At 73.4% G+C, this 9216-nt stretch carries 9 protein-coding genes; 2 read left to right on the plus strand and 7 right to left on the minus strand.

What is annotated here, in order from left to right:
* Nucleotides 1-65: 65 nt before the first annotated feature.
* Together MR1_RS04215 and MR1_RS04220 are read right to left on the minus strand one after the other, a co-directional pair.
* Complete coding sequence (locus tag MR1_RS04215) at nt 66-1166, minus strand: serine hydrolase domain-containing protein (protein ID WP_255218089.1); 1101 nt, start codon at nt 1164-1166, stop codon at nt 66-68.
* Nucleotides 1167-1225: 59 nt separating this feature from the next.
* A complete protein-coding gene (locus tag MR1_RS04220) occupies nt 1226-1885 on the minus strand; it encodes a TetR/AcrR family transcriptional regulator (protein ID WP_067243433.1) in 660 nt (219 codons plus the stop codon).
* Between the two features lie 79 nt (nt 1886-1964).
* Between MR1_RS04220 and MR1_RS04225 the strand changes: the two genes are divergently transcribed.
* Complete coding sequence (locus tag MR1_RS04225) at nt 1965-3332, plus strand: MFS transporter (RefSeq protein ID WP_067243434.1); 1368 nt, start codon at nt 1965-1967, stop codon at nt 3330-3332.
* On the opposite strand, the gene MR1_RS04230 is transcribed toward MR1_RS04225, so the two are convergent.
* A complete protein-coding gene (locus MR1_RS04230; RefSeq protein ID WP_067243435.1) occupies nt 3329-4279 on the minus strand; it encodes an EamA family transporter in 951 nt (316 codons plus the stop codon). The two genes, MR1_RS04225 and MR1_RS04230, sit on opposite strands and share 4 nt — an antisense overlap.
* Before the next feature lie 78 nt (nt 4280-4357).
* Here MR1_RS04230 and MR1_RS04235 point away from each other — a divergent pair, with 78 nt between their 5' ends.
* Entirely contained in the window at nt 4358-5227 is an 870-nt protein-coding gene (locus tag MR1_RS04235; RefSeq protein WP_067243436.1) for a LysR family transcriptional regulator, read from the plus strand.
* Nucleotides 5228-5470: 243 nt separating this feature from the next.
* On the opposite strand, the gene MR1_RS04240 is transcribed toward MR1_RS04235, so the two are convergent.
* The 4 genes from MR1_RS04240 to MR1_RS04255 all read right to left on the minus strand — a co-directional run.
* A complete protein-coding gene (locus MR1_RS04240; protein WP_067243437.1) occupies nt 5471-6403 on the minus strand; it encodes a PfkB family carbohydrate kinase in 933 nt (310 codons plus the stop codon).
* On the minus strand, nt 6400-7881 hold the full coding sequence (locus MR1_RS04245) for a purine-cytosine permease family protein (protein ID WP_067243438.1): 1482 nt from the start codon (nt 7879-7881) through the stop codon (nt 6400-6402). The genes MR1_RS04240 and MR1_RS04245 overlap by 4 nt, the downstream gene beginning before the upstream one ends.
* 60 nt (nt 7882-7941) lie before the next feature.
* A complete protein-coding gene (locus tag MR1_RS04250; RefSeq protein WP_067243439.1) occupies nt 7942-8940 on the minus strand; it encodes an ADP-ribosylglycohydrolase family protein in 999 nt (332 codons plus the stop codon).
* Nucleotides 8937-9216: UTRA domain-containing protein (locus tag MR1_RS04255; RefSeq protein WP_157517892.1), on the minus strand; the 280-nt coding region annotated here is incomplete at its 5' end. The genes MR1_RS04255 and MR1_RS04250, both read right to left, overlap by 4 nt.

Genomic DNA, 9216 nt, shown 5'->3' on the forward strand with positions numbered 1-9216 from the left:
TCCGAGGGGGACACGGAGCGCCTGCGGTGACGGGATGAGCTTTCGCCGCGCTCGCGGGGGACGCTTCAGTCCGCCGTGGCGCCCTGGAGGTCGCCGAGCATCCCGAGGACACGCTCGTCCATATCGACCTGCGCCATGACGACGCAGACGGTGCCGTCCGGGTCGGCGAAGAAGTCCGTCCCGAGCCCGCCGGACCAGCCGAAGCGCCCTCGGTGTTCCCCCTCCGTCACGATCGAGACGCCATAGCCCCATCCCGTGCCCTCCCAGAACCCGGGGAAGAAGCTGTCCGGCGCCTTGGCCGACGGCGGGACCTGATCGCGCCTCAGTTCTGCGAGCAGGTCCGCATCGATCAGGCGCCCGTCCAGGAGAGCGCGCAGGAACGCGCGGTAGTCGGAGACGGTCGACACGAGCTCGGAATGACTGACGTCGAACGGCGGGGCGACCGAGAACCCCGCGCCCGCGGGCTCCGTCTCGACGAATCCGTCCTCCGCGCGCCGGAGGGCCGCGACCAGGCGGTGCTCCTGCCCCGGCCGCACCGCGAAGCCGGTGTCGACCATCCCGGACGGGGAGAGGACCGTGGTCGACAGGACCTCTTCGGTGGAGCCGCGTCCCAGGCGCCCGAGCAGGATGCCGAGGATGCCGAACGAGTGGTGATAGCGCCATCCCTCCCCGGGGTCGAACGCGAGGGGGAGCGTGCTCAGCGTGTCGAGCCAGTCCTGCGCCCCGCGCGTCACGGGCTCGGGGCCGGCCTCCATCCCGGTGTCGACCATCGCCCGCCGCAGCGGGGAGTCCGTCGTCATCATCCCGTAGCCGGAGGTGTGGGTGAGCAGGTGGTGGACGGTGATCGGCCGGCTCGCGGGACGGGCCTCGGCCAACGGGGCATCGGGGTGCGGGAGGGCGCGCAGGCCGCGCAGCTCCGGGAGCCACGTGTCGACGGGCTCGTGGAGCGCGAGCGCGCCCTCCTGGACCAGGCGCAGGGCGGCGACGGCGGTCACGGCCTTGGTCATGGACTGGATGCGGAAGATCGCGTCCGCGCGCAGCGGGGCGCCCTCAGGGGCGTCGAGGCCGACGGATACGGGGTGACCGTCACCGAGGACGCCGACGGCGCCGGGCACCGTGCCGGCCGCGACGTGGCGGGCGAGGAGGTCGGAGAGGGGCTCGGACACGCGGGGCCTTTCGTCGCCGGAGGGTACGGCGCTCATCGTATTGAGGCCGCCCTCCCGCGTCATCCTCCGATGGTCCCATCCTGTTCGCTGTTGAAAGCGACCCAGTCCTCCCAGGAGAGCGCCGTTCCTCGCTGCGTCGCCGCTCCCCGCGCCAGCTGACGCAGGCCCGCGAGGTACAGGTCGAGCTGCCGCAGATGCAGGGCGGTGGCGCGTTCCGGGGAGATCGCGAGGTGCGGGCGCAGGTGGGCGACCGCCATCATGATCTCCCCGGCCGTGTAGTCGGGCGGGACGAGCCCGCGCTCACGGTCCTGGGCGATCAGCCGGTCCAGCGCGTCGCGCAGCCGTTCCGCCGCACGGTCGATCTCGGGCGTGGTCGGCAGGCGTCGGCCGAAGGTGGTGACGAGGGGGCTCGACGCCTCCTCGAGATGCCGGGTGAGGAATCGCGCGACGGCGGACTCCGTCTCCTCCTCCGCGACCTCCGTCGCGATGCGGGTCACGTCCTCCAGCGCGAGCAGTCGCAGCGCGTGGACGAGCTCGTCCTTCGATCCGTACCTGCGGTACACGGACGCGACGCCGACGCCGGCGCGCGCGGCGATCTCCGACGTGGGCGCGTCGAAGCCCCGCTCGGCGAACACGTCGCGCGCCGCCTCCAGCACGGCGCGGTCGTTCGCGCGCGCCTCCTTCGCCCGTCCGCGGTCGGGTCGAATCTCAGGGTCCACGTTCTCAGGGTAGCGATCCGGCGGGGGAGGGCGTACGTTAATCGGAACGGAATCATCCGTTCCGATAAGAAGGAAGGCCATGACCGCTCCCGTCCCCGTCATCCCGTCCGCGTCCCGCACGAGCCGCGGACTGCTCCCCGCGCTGTTGTGCGCGGTCCTTTCGTACTCGCTCATGCAGACGCTGCTCGTCCCCGCCCTGCCGTCTCTCGTCGACGGACTCCGCCTGGACGCGGCCGGGGGCGGGTGGGTGCTCACGTCCTACCTCGTCAGCGGTGCGATCGCCGCGCCCGTGCTCGGGGCCCTCGGCGACCGCTTCGGACACCGGCGGGTGCTCCTGGCCGCCATGGGCCTCTTCGTCGCCGGAAGCGTCCTGTGCGTCGTGGCGCCCGTCTATCCGCTGTTCCTGCTCGGCCGGGTGCTGCAGGGAGCCTCCACCGCCTCGTTCCCGCTCGCTCTGGCGATCGTGCGGCGCCACGTCGCCGCCGATGAGCAGCCGGCCGCCGTGGGCTGGCTCAGCGGGACGCTGGGCCTGGGTGCCGGCGCCGCACTGGTGATCGGCGGGTTCGTCGCCGAGGCGCTGAGCTGGCCGTGGCTCTTCGCCGTCGGAGCGCTGCTGGGCGTGCTGAGCATCGTCCTCCTGGCGACGCTGGTCCCGCATGCGGTGCGCGCGGAGCCGTCCGGCTCGCTGGACGCGGCGGGCGCCGCGCTGCTCGCGGGGGGACTGGTCGCCCTCCTCCTGGCCGTCGCGCAGGGGCCGACACGGGGATGGGGCAGCCCGGCCGTCCTCGCGCTCGCCGGGTGCGCAGCGGTCTGTCTGGTCAGCCTCTGGGCGGTGGAGAAGCGGGTGTCCCGTCCGCTCGTGGACGTCCGCGTGCTCTCACGCCCCGCGCTGGCGTCGGTGAACCTGCTGACGCTGCTGCTGGGCTTCATCCCCTACCTGTTCTACGTCGGCCTGCCGGTCCTGTTCCAGGCTGCTCATCCCGCCGGCTTCGGGATGGACGTCGCCCAGACCGGATTCGCGATGCTCCCCGGCGCCGTCCTCGTGTTCCTCGGCGGCCGGCTGGCTCCCTGGCTCCTCGCGCGGATCCGTCCCGCCGCGGTCGCCGTGCTCGCGATGCTGGCCATGGGGCTCGGAAGCGCGGGTGCCATGATCCTTCCCGCCTCCCTGCCCGCGATCGTCTCGCTGTTCGCGCTCGTCGGGCTCGGCAACGGTATCGGCTTCGCGCTGGCCGCGGATCTGGTCTCGCGGCTCGTCCCGCGGAACGAGATCGCCGCGGCCGTCGGCGTGAACGGCGTGCTGCGGACCGTCGGCTCCGCCTTCGGAACGCCGATCACGATGCTCATCGTGGCGGGCGGCGCCGTTCCCAGCGCCTTCGTGCTCCTGTTCGGCGTGGCGGCGGCGGTCTCGGTGGTCGGCGTGGTGCTGGGGGCGACCGTCCGGGTCTAGCGGATCGACGGTTCCGTCGCGCGTCGTCGGCCCCGGGGGAGAGCGCGACGGGAGCCGGCGAGCTGTCCGCCGAGGATCGCGGCGAGAGCGAGGGCGAAGCCGAGCAGCTGCAGAGGGCGAAGGTCCTGGCCGAGCACGATCCATCCGAGCGCGGCCGCAACGATCGGGGAGAGAAGCCCCAGCAGCGCCGTCGAGGTCACGGGGAGCGCGCCGACCCCGCGGAACCACAGCAGGTACGCCGCGAGGCCTCCGACCAGCCCCAGCCACGCGTATCCGCCGGCCGCGGCCGCGTCGATCGCCGGGGGCGGGCCTTCCAGGGCGACCGTGAGAGGGACCAGGACCAGTCCGCCGGCGGTGAGGAGCCAGCTCACCAGCACGGGTGAGCTCACGCCCTCGGGGCGACCCCAGCGGCGGGTCAGCACGACGCCGACGGCCATCGACAGCGCCCCCGCGGCGCCGGCGAGCAGCCCCGCGACGTCGACCTGTGCGCCGGGTCCGAGCACGACGAGGGCCACGCCGGAGACGCCGAGCAGCGCCCAGACGACCTTGGCGACGGTGGGGCGTTCGCCCAGCAGCGGCAGGGCGAGCGCGAGGACGAGGAGCGGCTGGATCGCGCCGACCGTCGCGGCCACTCCGCCGGGCAGGCGCTCGGCGGAGGCGAACAGCAGAGGGAAGAAGAAGCCGATGTTGAGGGCGCCGAGGACGAGCGAGCGCCACCACCACACGCCGTGGGGGAGCCGGCGGAACACGAGGAGGAGGATCAGACCTGCGGGCAGGGCGCGCAGAAGGCCTGCGAAGAGGGGGTGCCCGGGCGGCAGGAACTCGGTGGTGACGAGGTAGGTGGTCCCCCAGACGACCGGGGCGGCCGCGGTCAGGGCGGTGAGGCCGGCGGTTCCGCGGAGTCCGGTGGCGCGCGGCGCCGTCGCGGCGAGGTCTGTCGTGGTCATGACGTCAGTCTCCGCGCGATGGATTCATGAGTCCAACGCATGCTTGTCATCTTATTGATCGTGATTCACGATTGATCCGTGGAACTCCAGCAGATGCGGTACGTCCTCGCGGTCGCCGAGCACGCCAGCTTCACCCGCGCCGCCCAGGCGTGCTTCGTCGTGCAGTCGGCGCTGAGCCATCAGATCGCCCGACTGGAGGAGGAACTCGGCGTCCGCCTGTTCCACCGGACGAGCCGGCGCGTGCGGCTGAGCCCGGCGGGCGAGGCCTTCCTCCCGGTCGCGCGGCAGTGCTTGGAGGCCGCGGACCGCGCGGCGGCGGAGGCCGTCGCCGCGGAGGGGGAGATCCGTGGGCCCCTGAGGATCGGTGTCATCCCGACCGTCGCGGCCGTGGACGTCCCGTCGGCGCTGCAGGCCTTCCGCGAGCGGCATCCGCAGGTCGCGGTGCGGCTGGCCGCGGGCAACAGTGACGACCTCATCCGCCAGGTGGCCGACGGGGCGCTGGATCTCGCGTTCCTCGGGCTGCCCGACGGGTTCCCGCTCTCGGGAGTGGGCGGGCGCCGGCTCGCGCGAGACCGCCATCGCGCGTTCGTGGCGCCGGATCACCGCCTCGCATCCCGTCGACGCCTGAGCCTGGAACGGCTCGCCGAGGAGCCGCTCATCGACTTCCCCGCGGGGACGACCGGACGGCGACAGACGGACCTCGCCTTCGCGGCCGCCGGCCTCCGGCACGAGGTCGCATACGAGACGGCGGACATGTTGCTCATGCAGCGCCTCGTGCGCGCCGGTCTGGGCGTCGCGCTCCTCGCCTCGACGTTCGCCACCCAGATGCCGGATCTCGTCGCGATCCCCGTCGACCACGCGCCCGTGCGCACGGAGCACGTGATCTGGGGTCCGTTCGGCCCGCCGCCCGCGGCCGCGGAGTTCCTCGCGGGGCTGGACCCGCGCTGACGCCCGTCCGTCCCCCTCGTCCCTCTCCTCGTCCTCCTCCGTCCTCCTCCGTCCTCCTCCGTCCCCCTCCTCGTCCTCCAGTGCCGCCGAAACCCCCTCCTGCCGCCGAGACCCCCTCGGAGATACGTGTTTCCGAGGGGGTATCGGCGGGGAGAGGGGGTTTCGCGTGCAGTTCGGCGGGACCACGCCGGGAATCGGAAGGGGGCGGGCAGAAGAAGGAGGAGGGGAGTCGGGAGGGGGCGGTCAGAGGAGGGCGTCGATCTCCGCGCTCGTCGGCGAGGTGGCCGGGCCTCGCCGGGTGACCGCGACGGCCGCCGCCACGTTCGCGCGTCGCACGGCCTCCTCCAGTCCGCGACCGGTGGCGAGACCCGCGCAGAGCACGCCGGTGTGGGCGTCGCCCGCCCCGTTCGTGTCGATCGCCTCCACCGGGTGCGGCGGGACGCGCAGCGGCTCCCGGCCGACCCCTGCGACGACCGCGCCGTCGCGGTTCGCGCGGACGATCACCGTCGCGTCCAGCCGTCGGGCCAGCGCGTCGGCGAGCTCGGGGACCGTCGGCGAGGGCACCGGCGGACCGAGGCGGGCGGCGAGCGTGCGAGCCTCGGACTCGTTGGCGGTCCAGATGTTCGCGCGGGCGGCGACGGCGCGGAGGCGCTCCTCGGGGATCTCGCCCACGAGCGGAGACGGGTCCACGACGACGGACGTGTCCTCGGGCAGGGTCGGGAGCCACTCGAGGAGGACCCGTCCGTTGCCCTCATGGAAGAGGGAGTAGCCGCTGAGGTAGACGACGTCCGCTCCCGTCGTGGCGACGGCGTCGAGATCCGCTCGCGAGAGCCGTCCTTCGGCGCCGAGCGTCGACACGAAGGTCCGCTCGGCGTCGTCGTCGACGATCGCGACGCTGAAGCCGGTGTCGAGATCGGTCGTCGCCTCCTGCGTCACCTCGACGCCCTCCGCGGACATCGCCTCACGCACGATGTCCCCGAAACGACCGGTGCCGTGCCCGCCCGGGTACACGACCGCCGCGCCGTCCCTGCGCGCCGCGGCCATCACGTTGAAGCCTCCGCCCGCGGTGATCTCGTGCGAGGTGGCGAAGACGTCGCCGCCGGCCGACGGGAGCGCCGGGACGGTCAGCACCAGGTCGACGATCGCCTGGCCGGTGTGGATGACCCGGCCCGTCACGCCGCATCCGTTCGGCCGGACCGCGACCCGGCGCCGCGCGCGCCGCCGAGGGCGAGGTAGAGCAGACCCGCCAGCACGAAGGCGACGACCCAGCCGAGGCCGTTCTGGCCGATCCACGTGTCGTAGAGCGGTCCGGTGAACCACACCTCGTCGGCGGACACCTGGGCCCGGGTGAAGAGGTATCCGACGACGAGCCCGACCGCCCAGGACCCCAGCGCGCGCCACTCGACGCCGCCGCGGTACCAGTACGAGGAGGAACGGCCCAGATCCATCAGCCCCTCGGGGTCGTACGACGAGCGTCGCGCGAGGTCCACCAGGAACACGGCCACCCAGGCCGTGATCGGCACCGACAACAGGGAGATGAACGTGATGAACGGGCCGTAGAAGCTCGACGCGAACAGCATGAAGTAGATCGACCCGGCCGTGGTGACCACGACGTCCACGATCACCGCGTAGACCCGCTTGATCCGCACTCCCAGGGTGAGCGTGGTGAGTCCCGCCGAGTAGACCGAGAGGTGGTTCGAGAGCAGGAGCCCGCCGAACGCGGCGATCAGGTAGGGGATCGCGACCCACTCGGGGAGGATCGCGCGGATCGCGGCGACCGGGTCGCCCGCGGAGGCCAACGACGGGTCCCCGGCGGACAGCAGGCTGCCGAGCCCGATGAGCAGCACCAGGGGGATCCCCGCTCCGGCGGCCGCGGAGGCGACGAGCTGTCCGGCGCGGACGCCGGGGGACTGGTACCGCGACATGTCCGCCCCGGCGTTCGCCCACCCGATCCCGGTGCCGCCCGCGATGATCCCGACGCCGACGACCATGGCCGCGACGGGGCCGGCGGGGGCGGCGCCGACGGCGGCCCAGTCCACCGTGGCGACGAGGAAGATCGCGACGAACACGTTGAGAGCCCCGAAGATCCACGTGGCGTACTTCTGCACGGTCACGAGGAACGCGTGGCCCATGCCGGAGACCGCGACGGTCAGCGCCACGAAGACGAGGATGCAGACGATCGCGAGCGCGGGGACCTCGTGCGCATCGGAGGCCGTGCCGAAGAGCAGGGCGGACAGGGAGAGCAGGGCGAACGCGGCGGTCGTCGTGTTGACCGTCTCCCAGCCGAGCCGGGACAGGAGCGAGACCAGGGTCGGGAGGGCGTTGCCGCGCACGCCGAAGACCGCACGGCTCAGCGTGAGGCTGGGCGCTCCGCCCCGTCGTCCCGCGATGGAGATGAGCCCGACGAGAGCGAACGATCCGAAGGCGCCGACGGCCGCGACGGCGATCGCCTGCCAGAGGTTCAGGCCGAGGGCCACGAGGGTCGCGCCCAGCGGGATCCCGAGGATCGAGATGTTCGCGGCGAACCACACCCAGAACAGCTGCAGCGGGTGGCCTGTCCGTTCCTCGACGGGGACGGGTTCGATGCCCCGCTGCTCGAGCGAGGACAGCGCCCCGGTCGAGGTGCGGGTCGCGGCGGAGGTCTGTGCGGGCATGGGGATGCTCCTTTGCATTCGGAAAGGTGGTCGGTGCGACGGGGTGGGGCGAGATCCGGGTCAGCGGGCGAGGTGCCGGTCGCGGAGGGCGAGGAGGGCATCGGCGGTGGTGTCGAACGCCGGCGCGGAGACGGCGGCGATCCGGGCGATCACGTCCCCGGGGGCCGGCTCGGCGTCCGAGGTCGCGCCGAGCAGCGCACCCGCGATCGCGGCGACCGTGTCGGTGTCCCCGCCGAGCGTCGCCGCCGTGCAGAGGGCGGTGAACGGGTCCTCCTCGTGGCGGCGGGCGAGGACGATCGCGGCCACGACCGACTCCTGACTGCTCACCGAGGTGCCGATGACGTCGACGACGAAGTCGGCGGTAGCGGTCGCGTCGAGCCCTGCCGACTGGGCCAGCGCCCAGCGCGCCTTGGCGGGGACGGACGCCCCGGCGGCCCAGTGCCCGAGACGTTCGGCGCGGTCCGCGAGGCGCAGCCCGAACTCCAGGGCGTCGGGCAGCGCGGCGCCGTCGATGCCCGCGCTGACCGTCCCGGCGACGACCGCCGCGGCGGACAGCGCCAGCCCCGTGTTGTGGGTCGGGCGGCTCGCCGTGACCACGGCGTCCAGGAGCGCCTTCTCGTCCGATGCCGGGACTGCGATCCCGACCGGCGCGATCCGCATGGCCGCACCGTTCGTCGTTCCGTGACGGCCGCTCTCCTCGGGCGAGACCCCGGCCGCCAGGGCGTCGAGCGCGGCCTTCGTGGAGGGACCGAGGAGGTCGAGCGACCCGCGGGCACGCATGTCGTCCTCCCATGCCTGCAGCGCCCTGGCCAGGGCGAGAGGGTCGATCCGCCCGTCGTCCGCGATCAGCAGGTCGGCGAGCAGGAACGCCTGCTCGGTGTCGTCGGTGATCGAGCCCGCGGGCATCCCGGGGGCGATCGGCTGGTCCGCCACGGCGTCGCGCAACCGGTCGATCGGACCGTAACGGAGCGCGATGTCGGTGCGGCTCATGCTCTGCGTGGGCATTCCGAGGGCGTCCCCCGCGGCCAGTCCGACGAGGGTGTTGCGGGCGCGGGTCATGCGGATTCTCCGAAGGTGATGTGCAGGCGGAAGTGGGCGGGGTCGAGGAACGAGACGACGTGCTCCACGACGTCGCCGGCGCGGGTGTACGAGGTGCGCATCGAGCGGAGGAACGGCGTCCCCTCGCCGCGGCGCAGCACCGCGGCATCCGCGGCGTCGAGGGGCTCGACGCCGACCTGCTGCTCGCCGTGCGCCGCCCGCAGGCCCGCGGCGGCGAGGGTGGCGGTCAGCGAGGCGTCGACCAGGCCCTGCGTGGGCAGCTCCCGCAGCGGCCCG

It is taken from the genome of Microbacterium resistens NBRC 103078 (assembly GCF_001552355.1).
Taxonomy (GTDB): domain Bacteria; phylum Actinomycetota; class Actinomycetes; order Actinomycetales; family Microbacteriaceae; genus Microbacterium; species Microbacterium resistens.

Bases quoted from the DNA above. Each gene is read 5' to 3' on its own strand.
- MR1_RS04225 (WP_067243434.1), top strand. From the start codon at position 1,965: ATGACCGCTCCCGTCCCCGTCATCCCGTCCGCGTCCCGCACGAGCCGC.
- MR1_RS04245 (WP_067243438.1), bottom strand. From the start codon at position 7,881: ATGCCCGCACAGACCTCCGCCGCGACCCGCACCTCGACCGGGGCGCTG.
- MR1_RS04250 (WP_067243439.1), bottom strand. From the start codon at position 8,940: ATGACCCGCGCCCGCAACACCCTCGTCGGACTGGCCGCGGGGGACGCC.
- MR1_RS04230 (WP_067243435.1), bottom strand. From the start codon at position 4,279: ATGACCACGACAGACCTCGCCGCGACGGCGCCGCGCGCCACCGGACTC.